16 protein-coding genes, 1 tRNA gene and 1 pseudogene are annotated in these 19,178 nt (G+C 46.2%); 2 read left to right on the forward strand and 16 right to left on the reverse strand.

Annotated elements, in window-relative coordinates; translation table 11 throughout:
• Window positions 1–371: 371 nt before the first annotated feature.
• A complete protein-coding gene (locus HXT56_RS03560) occupies window positions 372–776 on the forward strand; it encodes a pyridoxamine 5'-phosphate oxidase family protein (protein ID WP_421777732.1) in 405 nt (134 codons plus the stop codon).
• A 129-nt stretch (window positions 777–905) separates the two neighbouring features.
• Here HXT56_RS03560 and HXT56_RS03565 read toward each other — a convergent pair whose 3' ends face one another.
• From HXT56_RS03565 to HXT56_RS03610, 10 genes are all read right to left on the reverse strand, one after another.
• On the reverse strand, window positions 906–1,355 hold the full coding sequence (locus HXT56_RS03565) for a DUF3021 family protein (protein ID WP_421777733.1): 450 nt from the start codon (window positions 1,353–1,355) through the stop codon (window positions 906–908).
• A 76-nt stretch (window positions 1,356–1,431) separates the two neighbouring features.
• Window positions 1,432–1,962, reverse strand: a complete 531-nt coding sequence (locus tag HXT56_RS03570) for a LytTR family DNA-binding domain-containing protein (RefSeq protein ID WP_421777734.1) — start codon at window positions 1,960–1,962, stop codon at window positions 1,432–1,434.
• Between the two features lie 195 nt (window positions 1,963–2,157).
• Window positions 2,158–2,976, reverse strand: a complete 819-nt coding sequence (locus HXT56_RS03575) for a histidine phosphatase family protein (protein WP_421777735.1) — start codon at window positions 2,974–2,976, stop codon at window positions 2,158–2,160.
• A gap of 37 nt (window positions 2,977–3,013) precedes the next feature.
• On the reverse strand, window positions 3,014–3,445 hold the full coding sequence (gene rsfS / locus HXT56_RS03580) for a ribosome silencing factor (protein ID WP_116711882.1): 432 nt from the start codon (window positions 3,443–3,445) through the stop codon (window positions 3,014–3,016).
• Window positions 3,446–3,509: 64 nt separating this feature from the next.
• Window positions 3,510–4,919: a bifunctional UDP-N-acetylglucosamine diphosphorylase/glucosamine-1-phosphate N-acetyltransferase GlmU gene (gene glmU, locus HXT56_RS03585; protein ID WP_421777736.1), complete on the reverse strand. Its 1,410-nt coding sequence runs from the start codon at window positions 4,917–4,919 to the stop codon at window positions 3,510–3,512.
• Window positions 4,920–5,048: 129 nt separating this feature from the next.
• A tRNA-Gln gene (locus HXT56_RS03590) sits at window positions 5,049–5,119 on the reverse strand.
• Between the two features lie 507 nt (window positions 5,120–5,626).
• Entirely contained in the window at window positions 5,627–6,649 is a 1,023-nt protein-coding gene (locus HXT56_RS03595) for a ribose-phosphate diphosphokinase (RefSeq protein ID WP_116711884.1), read from the reverse strand.
• 162 nt (window positions 6,650–6,811) lie between these two features.
• Entirely contained in the window at window positions 6,812–7,651 is an 840-nt protein-coding gene (nadD, locus tag HXT56_RS03600; RefSeq protein ID WP_421777737.1) for a nicotinate-nucleotide adenylyltransferase, read from the reverse strand.
• The gene (locus HXT56_RS03605) at window positions 7,614–8,141 is read right to left on the reverse strand and encodes a phosphoribosylglycinamide synthetase (RefSeq protein ID WP_421777738.1); all 528 of its coding nucleotides are present in this window, start codon (window positions 8,139–8,141) and stop codon (window positions 7,614–7,616) included. Before HXT56_RS03605 ends, nadD begins: the two co-directional genes overlap by 38 nt.
• Before the next feature lie 50 nt (window positions 8,142–8,191).
• Window positions 8,192–9,541, reverse strand: coding sequence for a glutamate-5-semialdehyde dehydrogenase (locus HXT56_RS03610; protein WP_116712055.1), 1,350 nt, complete (start codon window positions 9,539–9,541; stop codon window positions 8,192–8,194).
• 171 nt (window positions 9,542–9,712) lie between these two features.
• On the opposite strand from HXT56_RS03610, the gene thrC reads away from it, so the two are divergent.
• Window positions 9,713–11,227 carry a threonine synthase gene (thrC, locus tag HXT56_RS03615; RefSeq protein ID WP_116711887.1) on the forward strand — a complete coding sequence of 505 codons (1,515 nt, stop codon included), beginning with the start codon at window positions 9,713–9,715 and terminating at the stop codon, window positions 11,225–11,227.
• 172 nt (window positions 11,228–11,399) lie between these two features.
• Here thrC and HXT56_RS03620 read toward each other — a convergent pair whose 3' ends face one another.
• From HXT56_RS03620 to HXT56_RS03645, 6 genes and pseudogenes are all read right to left on the reverse strand, one after another.
• Window positions 11,400–12,341: a regulatory protein RecX gene (locus HXT56_RS03620; RefSeq protein ID WP_421777739.1), complete on the reverse strand. Its 942-nt coding sequence runs from the start codon at window positions 12,339–12,341 to the stop codon at window positions 11,400–11,402.
• A 69-nt stretch (window positions 12,342–12,410) separates the two neighbouring features.
• A complete protein-coding gene (gene recA / locus HXT56_RS03625) occupies window positions 12,411–13,547 on the reverse strand; it encodes a recombinase RecA (RefSeq protein WP_421777740.1) in 1,137 nt (378 codons plus the stop codon).
• Between the two features lie 231 nt (window positions 13,548–13,778).
• On the reverse strand, window positions 13,779–14,012 hold the full coding sequence (locus HXT56_RS03630) for a DUF3046 domain-containing protein (protein ID WP_116711889.1): 234 nt from the start codon (window positions 14,010–14,012) through the stop codon (window positions 13,779–13,781).
• A 9-nt stretch (window positions 14,013–14,021) separates the two neighbouring features.
• Complete coding sequence (locus HXT56_RS03635; RefSeq protein WP_421777741.1) at window positions 14,022–14,666, reverse strand: CinA family protein; 645 nt, start codon at window positions 14,664–14,666, stop codon at window positions 14,022–14,024.
• Between the two features lie 965 nt (window positions 14,667–15,631).
• Window positions 15,632–16,237: pseudogene (gene pgsA / locus HXT56_RS03640) on the reverse strand (CDP-diacylglycerol--glycerol-3-phosphate 3-phosphatidyltransferase); the annotation flags it as partial.
• 137 nt (window positions 16,238–16,374) lie between these two features.
• The gene (locus tag HXT56_RS03645; protein WP_421777742.1) at window positions 16,375–19,116 is read right to left on the reverse strand and encodes a DNA translocase FtsK; all 2,742 of its coding nucleotides are present in this window, start codon (window positions 19,114–19,116) and stop codon (window positions 16,375–16,377) included.
• Window positions 19,117–19,178 lie beyond the last annotated feature (62 nt).

Genomic DNA, 19,178 nt, shown 5'->3' on the forward strand with positions numbered 1-19,178 from the left:
TTTCCTTAAAATTTTCTTTTATTGAGAGAATTTGGATTATAAAATACAAAGATTAGCCATAAAATAGTGAAAAGTACAACTTTTCGGCGTTCCTCCGTAAAATTTCCGAAATCGGTTTAATAAAATAATTATTTATTGCGTGAATGGTTTATATATTCCCATTTTATTAATATTCACTTTGCGAGCGTCACGTAACGTTGTTTTTATCGGTGATTTACGTTCGGTGATTTACGTTCGGTGATTTACGTCACAACTTCGTATTTTTTTGCGATACGCACTCGTATACGATTCTAAATCAGCGTAAGGTAAGAATGTAGGCTTATAAATTGCGTACGAAGAAAGTGCGCGATGCTTTTTAAGAAAGGAATATTATGGCAACTCTTAACGCCGATATGAAGGAATTTATTGCGAATAATTTGGCTTGGATTGCAACAGTAAGCAAGGATGGCGAGCTTGATTTGGGACCGAAGATGTCTATGTTCGTGCTCGACGACAATCACTTGGCTTATCACGAGCGCACTGCCGGCCAGCATTACAAGAATTTGCAAGATGGCAGCCAGCTGGTTGTAGCAGTCGCTAATTTGGCAGAAAAGAAGGGTTATCGTTTCCGCGGAACAGTTACGCTTCACACGGATGATGCGATTTACGAGGAGCAGGTTCGCGTAGCTGAAGAAAAAGGCACCAAGAAGCCAGCTGCAGTTCCAGTTATGGAAATCACTGAGATTCAGGACTTGACTTCTGGAGCTACTGCCGGCAAAACAATCGCAAAAGATTAATTCATAGCTTGCGCAAAACGCCGAATTACTACGTTTCAAGCAAGCGGCATACAATATCGAGTGGCGTTCGTCCTCAAAGGCGAAGATGAACACCACTCAATTCTTTACTTAAATTATCTACTTAAATTTTTACTTGCTTTCTTTACGCAATGCTTGCAACCTAGCGTTCATTTCTCCCGCACTCTTCTTCTCGAAGTAATATATTACTGCAGCAATCGCAATCGGGAAAATAACAGTGAACGCAATCCATCCGCAAATCACCGCTGGCTCATCTTTGAACGAAATCCATCCAACAATCACAGACACAATAAATTGAATAGCAATTGGCGGAACTAGCGCAAAAACGAACTTTGCAAGATTTGACATGCGTTCATTCGACCAAAAAATAGCGAACACTCCATATCCTATGCCTATAACAAACGCGGCTACAGCATAAGATGCAATTCTGTTTCCAACCGCGCTATGTGCTAACAGGCTTGAAATAAAAGACATTACTGTAAAAATAGTGCACCCTATGCCAATGCCTTTAACAATGTTTTTTACCATTGTTTTACCAAAAGTTGTAACTTGCTTTTCCATAATAATCGTTTCCTTTTTAAGTATTAAAAATTAGTATTAAAATTTTTGATAGTTTTATATTTGACTACGCTTAAAACTACATTCCTAAGCGCTTTTTGAATCCTGCTAAGCATCTGCGACTAATCCACTCAACGCTTCCATCGTCCATTTTTACGCTCATACTTCCGCCGAATCCCGGATCAACTCGAACAATGCGATTCAAGTTCACGATTGCGGATTTAGATATGCGCACAAACGACGCAAATTGCGAATTGTCAAAATCCATCAGGCGCTTGTAGGACACGCACTCGCCTTTATCGCTGTGAATGATTACGCGCGAATTTTCTACGCAAATCATAATCACATCTGGCTCGTGCATAACAATAATCGAATCGTTAATATAACCGTATATGAATGAATTATTGTTGCTATTGGCAGCATTCATAGTATTATTTTCGGCAATCTCAGTATTTACAGTATTATTTTCTGCGTTACTTACTTTTGCATTTTTAGAATCGACGCTTTGTAATTGAGAAATAATGCGTTTAAGATTGTCGTCAATATTGTGAACTGACAATTGCACTGACTGCTCTTCTTCTGGCGGCACAATAGCAATCGTTACTTTCATAAAGCCTCCTTTCCGTAGTGCTACCGTTCGCGTTTGCTAGTTTTTGCTAACTTTTCTTAGCGTTTGCTAGCTTTTTGCTTTGTAATTTTGACTATACGGCACTGTAAATAGTCTGTCTTTACAAAACCGCTAAACGGTAGCTTTCGAGAATTAAGCGGCAATTAAGCGGCAAAGAAGGAAAGATTACGCAGCCCTCTATGCTGCACCCCAAATGCGAATAAGACGCTGGCTCGTAGGGTCAGCTGCAGGGCCTTGATCGTAAGCATCTAAACGCCAATGAATCGAACCATCAGCGTTAAGGCTTGGAATTAAGCGCGCCCAACGACCGTTCCCCATGCCACCAATCGTCTTATAAGAAGGATCTACCTTGTCTAATCCAAGCAATTTATGAACGGTTTGAGAAAGGCAAGAGCCGTGCGAAAATACTAGCAAATCGCGGTCGGAACCGGTTTTGCGCGTCCACTCTTCAACAGTCGCAGCTGCACGCTCGCCAACTTCCTGCTTAGATTCAGCACCGTGACGAAGCTCACCGCCCTCGCCTTTTACCCAAGCGTTAAAATCTTCCGGCCACTGCTCGCTAATCTGCTGACGATTCAAGCCCTCCCACTCACCAAAGAAACGCTCTCGCACACCGTTTTCAACATGCACATGAAGCCCAATCTTATCTGCAAAAGCGTGAGCCGTTTGCTGAGCGCGAATAAGCGGCGAAACAATCGCCACAAAACTCGCGTCTGCTTCCTCAGGAGTAATGCGCACATGCTCAGCGCTGTTCGGGTCCTTTGGATTTTCCAAGTCCGAAGCACCAAAAAGCACGCGCAAAGCTTTACCGGAACGAGTCACCTGATCCATTCCAGACTCGTCCAAAGCGATATCAATCATGCCTTGAAGACGAAACTGAGCATTGTACGGCGTTTGACCATGACGAATAAGCATAACAGAGCGCGCAATTCCTTCGTGCGCACTATTAATGGAATTATTTACGTTACCCGCAACATTTTCTACGAAATCAACCATGGTTTGTACCGTACTTTCTTCTTACCGTACTTTCTTCTTACTTTTCAGTTTCGCTAGTATTGTCGTCGTTATTTTCGCTAGATTCTTCAGTCTCGCCAGTATGCTCCGGAAGTTGCAAATCAATTGCCGGACAATCGTTCCACAAACGCTCCAAGCGGTAGAATTGACGCGCTTCCTCGTGCATAACATGAACCACAAAATCACCAAAATCAAGCAGAATCCACTGAGCTAATTCCAAGCCCTCTCGAGACAAAGCCTTACGCTTGTTATCTTTTAGGAACAAGTCTTTCTCAATCTCTTCAGCAACGGCAAGCACCTGACGCTCGTTGGACGCAGAAACAACCAGCATCGCATCCGTAATACCAAGCAAATCACTTACGTCAAAAGCCTGCTCATCCGTAGCCTTCAAACGATCTGCAGCAGCGGCAGCAATACGAACGGCCTTAACTGAACTTTCTAAAGCTGTCATAACGTTACTACTCCTTAATTCTTACCAACAATTCTTACCAACAATTCTTACCAGCAAACGCCTTTTAGCGTTCCCAGGCCGGCTTCCAACCCTCTACTACGTGCTGAGTGTTCTCCGAGTACACCATAGAATCAGCCGGAACATCGTGACGTACCACCGATCCCGCACCGGTAGTAACTCCATCTCCCACAGTAACGGGAGCTACAAACAGATTGCCAGCACCAACGTGCGCACCAGAGCCAATAGCAGTGTGATTCTTGTGTACGCCGTCGTAGTTCGCAGTAATCGTACCGCCACCAATATTCGTGTGTTCACCTAAGTCAGCATCGCCAATATAGCTTAAGTGCGGCACTTTCGTACCGTTACCAATATGCGCTTTCTTCATTTCTACGAAGGCGCCGGCCTTACTTTCCTCACCAAGCACATTGCCTGCACGCAAATACGTCCACGGACCAATGTTGGCAGCCCTGCAAATATGCGATTCTTGCACGCGCGAACGCTCTACTACCGCATCTTCGTCAATTTGCGCATCAATAAGCGTCGTATAAGGACCGACCACAGCACCACTTGCAACAGTAGTATGACCTTGAAGGAAGCAGCCAGGAAGAACCGTAACATCTTGAGCAAGCGTTACATCGTCCTCAATCCACGTAGTATCCGGATCGAGAATGGTTACGCCTTCAAGCATCCATTTTTCGCACACACGCTTGTTATACGCTTTGGCGAGCGCAGCCAATTGCACTCGCGTATTCACGCCCTCCACCGTGAGTGGATCTGGAGCAGACATGGCGCCAACGTGACCAAACTTGCGAGCATGCTCCAACGCGTCGGTTAAATAAAACTCACCTTGCGCATTTTGAGCGTTGAGATTGGCAATAGCATCAGACAGTACAGAAGCTTCAAACACGTAGACGGAAGTGTTTACTTCGTGAATAGCAAGCTCGCCAGCGTTAGCATCCTTGTGTTCTACTATTCGCAAAACGTCACCGTTTGCTTCACGAACAATACGACCGTAGCCGGTTGCGTCTTCCAAAACTGCCGTAAGTACCGTAGCGACGTTACCGTGGGCATGGTGGAAGTCAACTAACGACTGCAACGTTTCAGTATCGAGAAGCGGCATATCGCTTGCTGAGATTACAACAGAACCTTCAAGCGCCTTGCCGGTATTATTGTTAGAAATTTCGTTAAGAGATTTTATAGCACACTGCACTGCGCGACCAGTACCAGGCTTATCGTCCTGGTTTACAATACGAACGTTGCTATTGTAACTTAACGCAGCTTTAGCAACACGTTCAGCTTGAGCGTGCACAACTACCGCAAGTTCTGTAGGATTTACGCCAGACATGGCGTCAATAACACGATTGAGGAAGGTTCTTCCCGCGAACGGATGGAGTACTTTCGGTATTGCCGAACGCATACGCGTCCCATCGCCTGCTGCCAAAATAATTGCCGCGGTTACCTTATGCTCTTCCACGCATACGCTCCTATTCGTACCAAATAATTATCGTTCTACCACGCTTTATTCTATTACGTCTTAACGTTTATCCAAAGTAAAACAAAACAAAAAACGCTACCTGCAAAAAGCAAGTAGCGTTCGTATCAGCTCCCTCACCTGGATTCGAACCAAGACAAAGGGTTCCAAAGACCCGTGTGCTGCCATTACACCATGAGGGAACGGCGGAAAAACCGCCAAGTCACTATTATGCCACACCAATTGACATAGGCAAAACTTGGCGTGGCGCAAGGTTAATCGAGAGTTTAATGTGCGTTGTGTTGGTTTTATTTGACGAGGTGTGCGCGAGCGACAAATTGCTTATATCACAGCACTCCATTCTTGTTTGCTGTGGCGCGAGTTTAGGGGGATTTCTCTCCTCGCACGTCCCGTCCTTCGTCGCTCTGGTTGTTAGAGGCTTTTATGTCTGCTTCGTTCTCTATGAATGTTGCTTCCTCAGTCCTCTTTTAGTGCTTGTAGAGAAATCCCCCTAAACTCTACCAAACTAATATTTGTTACACTCAAGCAGCGCAATTAAACGAAAGTTCTAGTAGAGAGGTTGGTATCTTGGTCGATGTGCGCAGCAGCAAAACTGCTAGTGTCTCTTAAGTAAATAAGAACCAAAGCGCACATAGTAACAACGCGTGGCTATCAAATCACTTATTACTAGTACACACAGATTACTAGCTTTATGCGAATAAGAAGCCTTGTCCGTGATGCTCCGGGTACGTGTCAAACAGTTTTGCAACCGAACCATCCTCAAACACAGCCTTAATTGCGCTTGCAAGAAGTGGAGCGATTGAAAGAACCGTTAAACCATCCCAACGCTTTTCTTCTGGAATTGGCACAGTATCCGTCAACACAACTTCGCGAGCGCCACAAGACTTTAAGCGTTCAACAGCAGGGCCAGAAAGTACACCGTGCGTCGCCACAACGGTAACCGACTTTGCGCCGGCATCTTTCAACACGTTGCAAGCTCCAGCAATAGTGCCAGCCGTATCGATTAAGTCATCGACCATCACGCAATCACGCCCAGCAACGTCACCAACTACGCGGTTGGCAACAGTTTTATTCGGACACGTAATATCGCGTGTCTTATGCACGAAAGCCAAAGGACCGCCGCCTAAACGCTGCGCCCACTGTTCTGCAACGCGAATACGGCCCGCATCTGGTGACACAACCGTAACGTTCGCAAGATCGTCGCGGAAACGATCACGCACGTAATCAACCAAAACTGGCATAGCAATCAAGTGATCAACCGGGCCATCGAAGAAGCCCTGAGACTGTGCTGCGTGCAAATCAACGCTCATAATGCGGTCAGCGCCGGCAGTCTTAAGCAAATCAAACATCAAACGGCAAGAAATAGGTTCGCGGCCGCGATGCTTCTTATCTTGACGAGAATACCCAAGCAATGGACATACTGCAGTAATCGAACGGGCAGATGCGCGCTTCAAAGCGTCAATCATAATCAGCTGTTCCATAATAGACTTATTCACAGGATCACAATGACTTTGCAGTACGAACACATCCGTGCCACGCACCGACTGCGTGTAACGAACGTACATCTCACCATTGGCAAAATCGTACGCTGTCGTTTCCAACACATCGATACCAAGCTGGTCAGCTACATCATGCGCAAGCTTTGGATGGGCGCGACCGGTAACGAGAACAAGGTTTTTATCTGGCTTTCCTTCAAGGACGATGCTCACCATATCTCCAAACGTTAGTTCGCTATAATTTGCGAAATGAACTTCTTCAATACTAACTTTTTGCGACGACGATAACCGACAAGCCGAAAATATCAATAAAAGTACAGTTTAATTGCGCAGGTTGGTTTTCTTTAGCGAGACGTTATACAAAATAAACGTCAACAATCAGACACGATACAAACCGTGCTTGGCAATATACTGGACCACTCCGTCTGGAACCAAATACCATACTGGCTCACCATGCTCAACACGTCGACGTACGTCAGTAGAAGAAATCGACAACGCAGGAATCTCCAAAATATCAACCGGCAAATGTGAAGTATCACAATGCACCATATCGTCGCAATGTACAACTACGCCGTTATCGCTAGTACAAGGCTCCCTAGGTATAAGCGGCGAATTGAAATCAGCCAACTTTCCCGGCCTAGAATATCCCGGACGGGTCACAGCGACGAATCGCGCCAACTTCCACATTTCTCGCGCATCTTTCCACTGCATAATTTCAGCCACAGCGTCAGCGCCAGTAATGAAGAACAACTCAGCATCCGGATGTTGAGCGCGAATATCACGCAACGTATCAATAGTGTACGTCACACCAGGGCGATCAATATCAACGCGTGAAACCGTAAATTTTGGATTAGCAGCGGTAGCAATAACCGTCATTAAGTAACGATCTTCAGCATTCGTAACTTTTTTATCCAGCTTAAACACTGGTCTACCGGTTGGCACAAAAATTACTTCGTCTAAATCGTAAACCCAAGAAACTTCTGAAGCTGCAACCAAGTGGCCGTTATGAATCGGATCGAAAGTGCCACCCATAATGCCAATTCGCTGCCGTTCGTGCACGTTTCCGCGAGCAGACATGCGCCTTTTATTTAATGCAAGCGAAGGATGAGATGAAGCACCATTCTCAACGGGCGCACCCTGGAACAGGTCAGACATTCGACGCTCATCGTCGCTGCGTAATTCAGGAGGCATCCGATTCAGATTCCTTGTCTTCCGCATCTTCTACAGCGGTTTCATTGACCACACCCGAAGCAACATTGGCGCTGTCCGGGTTAATATTGCCCATTTCCTCATTCCACTCGTCTTGCACAACACGCTTAATTTCAGAAAAAGTAGGCAGCGGGAAATCAGGCTGATAAATACTGCGAATATTGGCAACCGATTCCGTTATATTCTCAAGCATCTCCGTCATAGCGTCGACGTCATGAGCACGCTCAAGCTCACTAAATTTAGCAATATGCCGTTCCATACGACGCATATAATCGAGCACTTGCGTCATTGCAGAATCTTCCGGAAGCGTTACATCTTTTGCGTCACTATCTGGCCAACCCATTAGCACGGCGTCAGCGTATTCGAGTGACGAGCGTTGCGCGGCGGAAGCGATACCTTCCTCAATCTGCACCAAAAACACATAGCGCACAATCGACAAACGCTCTGCGGCAATATCGAGTGCTTCAGCCGGAGTCATATTCACATCATTATTAGGCATATTCTTACCTTACCGCCACGTAATCACTAAAATCAGTCTCGCTACCAATATCAGCTACGAATTTGACCATCTCCGTAGCCAATCCACTTGGTTGTGGTCATTTCCCGCAATCCCATAGGGCCTCGCGCATGCAATTTTTGCGTAGAAATGCCTAATTCCGCACCAAAACCAAACTCGCCTCCGTCAGTAAATCGTGTCGACGCGTTTACCATAACTACTGCAGAATCAACGCTAGCAATAAAACGTTGAATAGTGCCGTAATCTTCAGCAATAATAGTTTCTGTGTGACCAGTAGAATAGCGCGCTATGTGATCGGCAGCTCCGTCACTATCTTCCACAATTTTTACGCCCATATCAAGCGACAAATACTCACGTCCCCAATCTTCGTCTGTAGCATGCTCAAGTTGCAAATAATCAATATGAGCCGCTTGCAAAATATCGTAAGATTTATCGTCAGCGTGCAATACTACCTTATGTTCAGCTAAAGCAGCAGCGATTTGTGGTAAAAATTCTTGCGCAATATCACTATGCACCAATAATTTTTCTGCCGCATTACACACGCCTACACGCTGAGTTTTTGCGTTGATAATAATAGGAATCGCTTTGGTAATATCCGCAGTCTTATCGACGTAAATGTGAACGTTTCCAGCTCCAGTTTCAATAACCGGCACAGTGGATTCTTTTACAACGGCGGCAATAAGTTTTGCGCTTCCACGCGGCACGAGCACATCAATGCGACCGTGAGCGTGCATCATTGCCGTAGCTCCCGCCCTACCCAAGTCGTCAACGGACTGAATTAAATCCGCACTCACGTTGGATGTTGCAAGCACGGATTGTATAACAGCGACACTTGCTTGGTTCGTATGAAGGGCCGCACTTCCTCCGCGCACAATGGCAGCGTTACCAGATTTAATACACAAAGCAGCAACGTCAATAGTTACGTTAGGACGAGCTTCGTAAATCATGCCCATCACTCCCATAGGGACACGAACTTGGGAAAGTTGAATACCGTTAGGAAGTGTGTAGCCGCGCACTACTTCCCCAACAGGATCCGCTAATTGCGCAATATTCCTAACGCTTTGTGCCGCTTTCTTAATACGCTCCTCGTCAAATTTCAGCCTATCTAATTTTCCAGCATCCATGCCTCGGCTCTGCGCTTCTTGAAGATCTATGGCGTTAGCTTTCGCAATGTCACCAGCCGATAATTCTAAAGCGTCAGCCATGTTCTCGAGCACCTTATTTTTGGCGCGAGTGTCTGCATGCGAAAAAACTCGCCATGCCGCGCGGGCAGCATCCGCACGAGCATTCACTAAATCGTCAATATCCAACGCACTCCCCTTCAGATTGTTGGTTTCTACATTATTGACACTGTGGTCAGTAGTGGAATTAAAAGTTGTCATACGTACGAGATTAGCACACGCCCGTTCGCCCAGCGCATCAGGTACCATAGATAAGGGGTTGTGTTTCTTAAAGCGTGCTGCTCCCAATGCGTTTTAAGAAAACTCTCTAACAAATATTAAGACACTGCACACACTGCAAGTAAGGTGAAAATCATATCTTACGGAGGCATCATGGCAACAGATACGGCTTTATTCCATAGCACGCGTTCTACTACACGAATGTGCACAGCAAAACAAGCGATTCGTAAGGGTATTGCTGAAGATGGAGGTTTATTCGTAACTGATTGCCTTGGCGAGGAACGTTACGATATTACTCATCTTGCTGAGAAATCGTATCAGGAGATTGCTCAAGACATTTTGCAACTGTTGCTTCCTGATTTTTCAACGGAAGAACTTGCTCAGTGCGTGGAACGCGCTTATGCTGAACAGTGGTCCGACGAGCGTATCACTCCTCTTCACCAGCTTGGTTCTACTAAAGATTTTGTGCTGGAACTCTTCCACGGCCCTACTTGCGCGTTTAAGGATGTTGCTTTACAAATGTTGCCGCAGTTGATGTCGCATACGCGTGAGGAATCTTCTGCTGACGGTAGGAATGTGATGATTCTCACCGCAACTTCCGGCGATACTGGAAAGGCAGCGTTGGCTGGTTTTGCTGATGTTCCTGGTACTTCTATGATTACGTTTTATCCGGAAGGCAAAGTAAGTCGCGTTCAGGAATTGCAGATGACCACTCAAGTCGGAGAAAACGTGCGAGTTTGCGCAGTTCGTGGCAATTTTGACGACGCTCAAACTGGTGTAAAACAGATTTTCACAAACAGCGAGCTTACTGACAGTCTTATGAACGACGAAAACACGGTGTTGTCTTCTGCTAACTCAATTAATGTTGGCAGGCTAGTACCTCAGGTTGTTTACTATTTTGCTGCTTACGCTGATTTGTTAAAGAGGCAAGTGATAACGCTTGGCGACGAAGTGGAATTCTGCGTTCCAACGGGTAATTTTGGTGATATTCTTGCTGGCTATTATGCGAAAATGCTTGGCCTTCCTGTAAAGCATCTTGTTGTTGCCAGTAATAGTAATAACGTTTTGTTTGATTTCTTAGTAAGCGGAACGTATAACCGTCAACGTCCGTTCCATCACACGGTTGCTCCTTCTATGGATATTCTTGTCTCATCTAATTTGGAACGCATGTTGTACTATATGTGCAATAAAGACACTCGTCTTATACAAATGCTTATGAATGATTTGCAGCAGTGGGGTGCGTTTGAAATTCCTGAGGATGTGCTCGCAAAAATACGTACACTGTTTGGTTGCGGTTGGGCAAACGAAGATCAGATTCGTCAGGCCATTGCAGACTGCTGGAAGCAGTATCAGTATGTAATTGATCCGCATACTGCTTGTGGCTACTTCGTTATGCAGCATATTCCACATGACGAAAGTGTGCCGCGTGTGCTTTTAAGCACGGCAAGCCCTTATAAGTTCCCTCGCGTTGTAGCCGAAGCGTTGTCTCTTGAAGTTGAAGATTTGGATGATTTCCATTGCATGGATGCCGTAAGTAAGGTTACGAATACTAAAATTCCAGCTATGTTACGTAATCTTGAGAATAAAACGCCTCGTTTTACTGATGTTATTGGTATTGAAGAAATGCCCGAATATGTGCGAGAACATGCGCACAATATTGCACTATAACACGAGTATCGTTGGTTGTTAACACTGCTGATTGATTTGGTTGCTGACGTTGCTTATATGGTTTGACTACCAGTAGCCAAGTTGATATACGTTAGCCTGCATTGACTTACGTTATGCAACGTTAGACTACGTTAGATAACGTTAGATAGCGTTAGCGTAGTACTGTACGCTTTTATGAGTTTTCTTCTTCAAAAAGCGTGCAGTACACTTCGTTAATAACGTTTAAATCATGGCCTTTGCGAGCTGCAGCAGCAAAAAATCTGCGCTTTCTCACTGTCGCATCAAGGTTACGTGTTCGTTGCACCGTTTTTTTACCAAGCTCCCACGCTGCTTCTTCAAAAACGCCTGCTTCTTGCGCTTGGCTTATGCTGCTAGCAATCACTGAAGATTCTACATTTTTACGCTGTAATTCCAAGCGTGTAGCTCGAGCACCCAACATGCGCGCAACGCATGAACGAATCACCAGTTGTGCATACTGGCAGTCGTCAAGCAAGCGTAATTCGCATAAGCGCTTTACTACTGAGTCAACAGTTGCATCCGCATAGCCTTTTTCCGTTAAACGCTGATGTACATCGGCAATTGAGCGTGGAGCATAATCCAACAACCGCAAAGCCGCTTCTCTACAATCATCCTCGTTAACTGACTGCTTTTGAGAAACTTGCTGAACAATTCGGGAACCGCAACGCACCGTCTTGTTATCGTATCGTTTCTTTCGCCGTTTACGAGCATAATTAGTGCTATGCTCATCAACCTCGTAGCCAGCTGCAATTGCCACTGCAGCGGCAATATCTTTGGACGACTGTTCCTCAGGCGACTGTTCCTCAGGCGACTGTTCTGACTGCTCGCCGAAGGATTGCTCGCCGAAAGACCGCCAAGAATCTGTAGATGTAAGCGCATTGGTCAGGAGCGAGTTTTCTCCACTTTCACAACAGCGTGACGCACTATTATCATACGGTGTATTCGCCATATCACTACTAGTGCAATCACCAGCTATTTCTCGCAATACACCATCATTACCGAGCACTGTGTCACTCGCAGCAGTGTTACTGAGCACAGCATCATTCTGCTCTGCTTCAGTAAGCACTGCTGGATGATTGCGAAGAAAACTCTCCACACTTATAACCATGCTTATTCACTTTATATTCTTGAACTTACGAATGATACAAAAGTCTTACTTAGACTTTTAGGCTTCAGCATCCTGCTCATCTGGCACAGTGTTTGAAGATTCTTTCGAAGACTGCTCAACCTTTTCATTCTCAGCGAATTGATCCTCAGGATGTGTCACCCCTAACGCCGTTTTTATTTTCTCGCTAATTTCTTCGGTAATAGCAGGATTATCTTTCAGGAACTTGCGAACGTTCTCGCGACCCTGTCCAAGCTGCTCACCTTCGTAAGTAAACCATGAACCAGATTTCTTAATAACGTCATACTGCAAGCCCATATCAATAACTGAACCCTCAGTTGAAATGCCTTCACCGTAAAGCACATCAAACTCTGCAGTTTTAAATGGCGGAGCCATTTTATTTTTAACAATCTTCACCTTCGTGCGATTGCCAACAGCTTCTTCACCATTCTTAATAGTAGAAACACGCCTAATATCCATACGCACCGAAGCGTAGAACTTTAACGCCTTACCACCAGTAGTTGTTTCAGGATTACCAAAGAATACACCAATCTTTTCACGAAGCTGATTAATAAAAATGGCCGTTGTACCAGCTTGAGACAATGCACCCGTCATCTTTCGCAAAGCCTGACTCATCAAACGAGCTTGCAAACCTACGTGACTATCTCCCATATCACCATCGATTTCTGCTTTAGGAACCAATGCTGCAACGGAATCAACCACAATAACGTCCAAAGCTCCAGAACGAATCAGCATATCCGCAATTTCCAACGCTTGCTCACCATTATCTGGCTGCGAAACAATAAGAGAATCAGTATCGACACCGAGTTTACGCGCATAAACCGGATCCAACGCATGTTCAGCATCAATAAATGCTGCCACACCTCCAGCTCGCTGAGCATTAGCAACAATGTGCAATGCCAACGTTGTTTTACCAGAAGATTCAGGACCGTACACTTCAACGATACGTCCACGAGGCACCCCACCAATGCCCAAAGCAGTATCCAACGCTAACGAACCAGTAGGAATAACCTCTACATCCTGCATAGGCCTGTCACCCAATCGCATTGCAGAGCCTTTTCCATATTGCCGTTCAACATTGGCTAACGCAGTTTCCAACGCCGCTTGACGACGCGGATCAGCCTTATCTGCATCAATAAGGCGATCAATATTACTTTTACCTTTCGCTTGCGCCATGTTTGCTACTCCTTTCGCATGCCGCCATGTATTGAACGACTTTAGTTCTTTACACATTGCCGCTGCAAGCGCTTTTGAGCAATGTGGATAAAAGCTAGTTATCCACCATGACGCCTATGGCGCGTGCATCTCCAAGTAATCTCTAGTATACTCACCATACGAACATTTGTTCGACACTGCGTGTCTTGTTAACGCAACGCACAACACCAACAAATACTGCCACCACACACCTCAGCGCGCAGGCAAAGGAGGCGCATTATGATCTTTACCCCACCGCTTACTATCCGGCACTCCCATATGATCACACAAAATATTCCACACAATACGAGGCTCTACGCCAGCTTCCAAAGCCTCACACGCACTCAAGCCGTCAAGCTTTTGCAAACCCTGATCTTTCGCAATACTACGACCCAACTCGCGGCCAAAAATTTCCTCAAGAAGCTCCCAAAATTCGCGCTCACGCATACCAACCCCCTACCGCAAACAAGTATCAGCACCAAGCATACTCGCAGCAATATGCAATAACCGATACACCGACGCCTTACGCACAGCTTCACGGTCACCAACTTCATGAAGCTCAAAAGCTAACGCCACATCCCTATCAACCACACGATCCCACATGCGCACAGCGTCACCCTGCTCAAGCACAAGTCTGCCAACACTTAACAATTCCTCACGCAAATCCGCAACACCAGGAAGCAACAAACCTACAAAAACCAAACCCGCAGGCTTATCGCCATCCGGACCAGGCCCCGCAACACCCGTAGTCGACAGCCCCAAAATAGGAAAATTCGCAGCATCCTCAGCACAAGTCCCATACTCCCAACCGCAACCCCGATACACGCGCGCAGCGCCCGCAGCCATACTCATAGCAACCTGCTGGTTTACAGCACCCTGCGATTGAAGCAACTCACAATCCACACCAAGAACTTTCGATTTAGCATGAATGTCATACGTAACCGCAGAACCGCAAAACACGCGCGAAGCACCCGGCACCGACACAAACGCATCCGCCAACAGTCCCCCGGTCAGCGACTCTGCAGCAGCAATATGCCAACCTCTGCGCACGCTTGCGTCCATAACGTTCGACGCCATAGTTACAACAGAAGAATCACTCATGTTCAACCTCGACCACCTAGCATCATTACCAGGATTTACCACTACGCACCCTCTATACACTTGTAGCTTACGAGTTTCCAAACAACACCCAAAGGCATAGGTTATTTTACAATTCGTTTAATATGGCGCGAGTTTTGGGGGATTTCTCTCCTCGCACGCGCGACGACCTGCTTGAGCGCAGCATTGTGCGCGCGAAAGCAACTCGGAGCGTGAGCTTGCTCAAGTTGAAAGCACGGGGTGCTTTCAACGCAAGCTCAGTAGCGAGCGCGTTATCCGCGCGAGCGTTCCTTCGTCGCTTTGTTCTTAAGCGCTCGTAATGAGACGCTCGCGTTTTACTACGCTCGCTTGCGAAGCTCGCGTTGGAAGTCCCCCGGACTTCCAACTTAAGCGAGTTTCCGCATTGAAGTGCCTACGCGCGCTACGCTTTAAGCGCTCCGGCAAGTCAATGCGCCTAGTCCTCTTTTAGTGCTCGTAGAGAAATCCCCCTAAACTCTGCGTGCTAATCGTTAATAACCTCATCTTATCGCAGAGATTTTTCGATTTTTCTTCTTCGCTCGACTTGTCAGTAGCCTGCGGCTCTGACGTCCGTCTTCGTTCAGTGCGAAAAATCTCAAATCTCTACCACGCTAATATTCCTACAACTGAATGACGACGCGCATCGAGATGTAAAAATAAACCACGCTAAGAAAAACGTAAGCTACAAACATGCGCAACAACGCAAATTCACTAATCGTAAAAATAAATGAACGCGTATACTACCTTACGCTGCCGTGGAAAATATCATCAGAATCGTCAATATTGCTAGACGCAGCAGAAGAGCTCAACGGCGCAACCGGAGCCTCTTTTGACACGCGCGACGACCTAGGCGACCTAGGCGACTTAGCAAACCCAGCCGGCTCATTCACTTTAGTAACTGGCACGCCAGCAATATTGCTACCATAATCTTCCGAAGCAGACTTATCAAAGAAAGCGCCATACACATACAACACTGCAGAGTAGAAAGCAAAGCCCAAAGAAATACCGAGCAAACCAAACGCTACAGCGTAATAGGAAATAACCCACGAAGGAAGGCCCTCACCTCCAAACGTGGAAAGCACTGGCGCAACGATCATAGCGATACCACAAGCCTGCGTTAACGTTTTATACTTTCCGGCAGCCGAGGCGGCAATCACCTTGCCACCCTTTTTAATGATGTAGAAACGCATAACCGTAATACTAACTTCACGCAACACAAACAGAACGGTTATCCACCAATAAACCTCACCAAAAAGAGAAGCAATAAACAAAGCAGCAAGCATCAAAATCTTATCAGCAATAGGATCGAGTAACTTACCCAACTCAGTAACCTGATGATACTTGCGAGCCATCCACCCATCAAGCTTATCTGTAGAAGCTGCCACAATAAACAAAACTAACGCAACCCAACGCAACGGGATTGACCGGGAGCCCCAATCCCCAGCAACCAAATACAATACGATAAAAACAAGTGACAACGCGATACGCACATAAGTCACAATATTAGGAGCGCAATTCCAGCCAGCAAAAAGTGACGACTTAGCTTTCTTCTTCATACCCATAGTCTCCATATTATCGTACGGTTAAAACTTACAGTTTTATACCATATCATCCGACAACTATCAAATAACTTATCAAATAACTGCCAGACAACTATCCAACCACATAGCTACACGCTATACAGCACATTATATTACAACGAATCTGACTCACCACGAATAAACGCCAAAACCTTCGGCAAATCTTCCGGTTGCACCAAAACTTCACGAGCTTTAGAACCTTCAGAAGGACCTACAACGCCGCGAGATTCCAGCAAATCCATCAATCGACCAGCCTTAGCGAAGCCTACGCGAAGCTTACGCTGAAGCATTGAAGTAGAGCCAAATTGTGAACCAACAACCAGCTCTGCAGCCTGCAATAGTTCATCCATATCGTCACCGATATCGCTCGTTTTCAGTTTGCTTTGAGCCTGAGAATCCGCCTGCTGCGCCATTTGCTCAATATCCTCACGATACCTTGGCTTGCGCTGCGTGCGCACATACTCCACGGCCTTGCGAATCTCCGACTCGCTCACCCACGAACCCTGCACACGCTGAGGCTTAGCAGCACCCATTGGAAGGAACAAAGCGTCACCTTGACCAATCAAAGTTTCCGCACCAACAGTATCAAGAATAACCCTGGAATCAGTTGCAGAAGACGTAGCGAAAGCCAAACGAGATGGAATATTAGCCTTAATCAGGCCGGTCACAACGTCTACAGACGGGCGCTGAGTAGCCAAAACCAAGTGCACTCCTGCAGCGCGAGCAAGTTGCGTAATGCGCTGAATCGAACTTTCCACGTCGTTCTTAGCAACCATCATTAAATCAGCCATCTCGTCCACAACCACCAGCAAATACGGGTATGGAGCAACTTTTCGTTCAGAGCCGGCCGGAGCATGAACTTTGCCCTCACGCACAGCCTTGTTGAAATCCTTCACATGGCGGAAACCAAAGAATTGCAGATCGTCGTAGCGAGCATCCATTTCTTTCACAACCCACTCAAGCGCCTGTGCCGCCTTCTTAGGATCCGTGATAATAGGGGTGAGCAAATGCGGGATACCAGCATACGCGGAAAGTTCCACACGCTTAGGATCGACCATAATCATGCGCACCTGTTCAGGAGTTGCCCTCATAATAATCGACGTGAGCATTGAGTTAATAAAACTCGATTTACCGGAGCCAGTGGCACCAGCTACCAGCAAATGCGGCATTTTATCGAGAGCAGCCGTCACAAAATGACCCTCAACATCCTTACCGACGCCGGTAAGCATAGGATTAGGGTCATTAATTGCTTTTTCAGAACGCAACACATCGCCTAAATGCACAATTTCGCGGTCAACGTTTGGAATTTCGATACCAATAGCAGACTTTCCTGGAATTGGAGACAAAATACGCACGTCTGTACTCGCCACAGCGTACGCAATATTTTTTTGTAAGTTGGTTACTTTTTCAACCTTTACACCAGGACCAAGTTCAACTTCGTACTGCGTAACAGAAGGGCCTCTAAGGAAGCCAATAACGCGGGCGTCAACGTCAAACTGCTCAAAAGTAGAGGTAAGAGCGCGAATAACCTGATCGTTAGCAGGGGTACGAGCAGCGTGAGGCTTGCCGTAAGCCAGTAAACGCAAATCTGGAAGTTGATAAGGCTGATCTTCAGAAGTTGACAAATCATCGGAAGCGTCGACAGATCCATTAACAAGTGCGGCACTATCGCCACCACTATGCTGAGCTTTATCAGCACTTGCTTTATCAACATTCTCCTGATCCGCACGATACTGATCCATACGTTCGGCAGGAATCGTCGACCACGGATCGCGCACACCACCTGGCATATTGCTCATAGGAGCTTTCGGCATTGTTTCTGCAGAGGTCATGGGTGTTGAAGAAGCAGTTCTAGGAGCCAATCCTGAATCGTCAGCATTATCTTCACGTCCAAGATTGCCGTAACTGTAATCGTAATCGGCACTACTTCTTACTGTACGAGCCTGGTGAGGTTCCGTCCTCTCAAGCTCTTCCTTAGCATCCCCATGAATCGCAGCAGCATGAGCAAACGCATCGTCACCAGCATATTCATCTAATAAATCGTCACTTTTATTACTCTGCTTGCCTTTGAATAAAGATTTCCACCAACGCAGAACAGGGGAAGATTTCGCATCACTAGATTTTGTAGATTCGGCGTCGTCTTCGTGAGTTGGCACACCTTCAGCAAATTGCAAAGGCTTATCGCTGTCTTCGGAATCGTTATCGGATACTTTTTCACGCGACTTTTTCTTCCCTACTGCCGACACAATATCAGAAATACATTTCGTAATATCGGTGACATGAAGTCGCGCAATCATTAAGATTGCAAAAATGGCAATAAGCACGAAAATTACGAGTGCGAATGGGCGTGAAAGACCCCACGATAAAGGCGAGCCGAGTGCGAAACCTAGCAATCCTCCAGCTTTTTGCACTATCTCAAAACTAAAAGCGTGATGCCGAGAAGCCGAAGTAACGTCAAGAATTGAACAAATTGACCACAATAGTAAAACAAAACCAGTAATAACGCGAGGATTACCAGAACCAGCGCCACTATTTCGCATTAAACGAATTGCAACAATAGTCAACCAAATCGGCAACACTACACTCATAACACCCAGCACACTGGAGGCGACAATATGCAAGCCTACACCGATAAATCCACTTACTCGGAACCATTCTGACGCGCAAAACAACACGGCAAGAACCAGCATAACAAAGCACAAACCATCTCTACGGTACGCCTCGTCATACTCCCCCACGCCGCATAACGAACGCACAATCTTACCCAAAGCTCTTGGCACAAAGAGGAGCGCACTCTCCCACCAAGGTTCGCGCGGTGTTGCTTTACCAGCCATACGATACTCCTTCTGCACCATGCGCTATGTAATGCGCAATGTCGCCGTCAACATTCACACGTGTCATATTTCTAAATGTGTAA

It is taken from the genome of Gardnerella nova (genome assembly GCF_049244055.1).
Lineage (GTDB): Bacteria > Actinomycetota > Actinomycetes > Actinomycetales > Bifidobacteriaceae > Bifidobacterium > Bifidobacterium vaginale_H.